The organism is Vibrio satsumensis (assembly GCF_050337435.1).
GTDB classification, from domain to species: Bacteria; Pseudomonadota; Gammaproteobacteria; order Enterobacterales; family Vibrionaceae; genus Vibrio; species Vibrio satsumensis.
In genome coordinates this window covers 1-677 of the sequence record NZ_JAKJSX010000031.1, presented here as the reverse complement: position 1 = coordinate 677, position 677 = coordinate 1, and the positions used below count along the sequence as shown (strand labels likewise).

4 tRNA genes are annotated in these 677 nt (G+C 48.8%); all 4 read left to right on the top strand.

Annotated features, from left to right (window positions below):
- Window positions 1-106: 106 nt before the first annotated feature.
- The 4 genes from L4C44_RS22780 (at window position 107) to L4C44_RS22765 (ending at window position 577) form a co-directional block, all read left to right on the top strand.
- Window positions 107-183: transfer RNA gene (locus L4C44_RS22780), tRNA-Met, on the top strand.
- A gap of 56 nt (window positions 184-239) precedes the next feature.
- Window positions 240-315, top strand: a tRNA-Gly gene (locus L4C44_RS22775).
- Between the two features lie 49 nt (window positions 316-364).
- Window positions 365-441, top strand: a tRNA-Met gene (locus tag L4C44_RS22770).
- Between the two features lie 60 nt (window positions 442-501).
- Window positions 502-577: transfer RNA gene (locus L4C44_RS22765), tRNA-Gly, on the top strand.
- Window positions 578-677: the final 100 nt, after the last annotated feature.

The window sequence follows — 677 nt, the reverse complement described above, 5'->3', positions numbered from 1 at the left end:
GAGCGCAACCTTGCCAAGGTTGAGGTCATCGGTTCGAACCCGATGTATCGCTCCAAATTCTCTCTTTTTAGAGAACAGAGTCATTAACTTAAATAATGCATCCGGACGCGGGATGGAGCAGTTTGGTAGCTCGTCGGGCTCATAACCCGAAGGTCGTCGGTTCAAATCCGGCTCCCGCAACCACATTACAGTTAGGCGCTATCTGTTGCCCAAGGCAGTAAGAKCAGCGATTAACTAATGCGATACTAGCTCAGTTGGTAGAGCGCAACCTTGCCAAGGTTGAGGTCATCGGTTCGAACCCGATGTATCGCTCCAAATTAGCCTTTTTAAGGCAAGATTCATTGACTTAAACAATGCATCCGGACGCGGGATGGAGCAGTTTGGTAGCTCGTCGGGCTCATAACCCGAAGGTCGTCGGTTCAAATCCGGCTCCCGCAACCACATTACAGTTGAACGTTGATTTGATGCTTCCTTAGCAGACAAGATGAACGGTTAGCTTATGCGATACTAGCTCAGTTGGTAGAGCGCAACCTTGCCAAGGTTGAGGTCATCGGTTCGAACCCGATGTATCGCTCCAAATTCTTTCTTACGCTTTATGCTGAAGATGAAAATGGTTTAGTCTCATTGTCTTAAACAATGCATCCGGACGCGGGATGGAGCAGTTTGGTAGCTCGTCG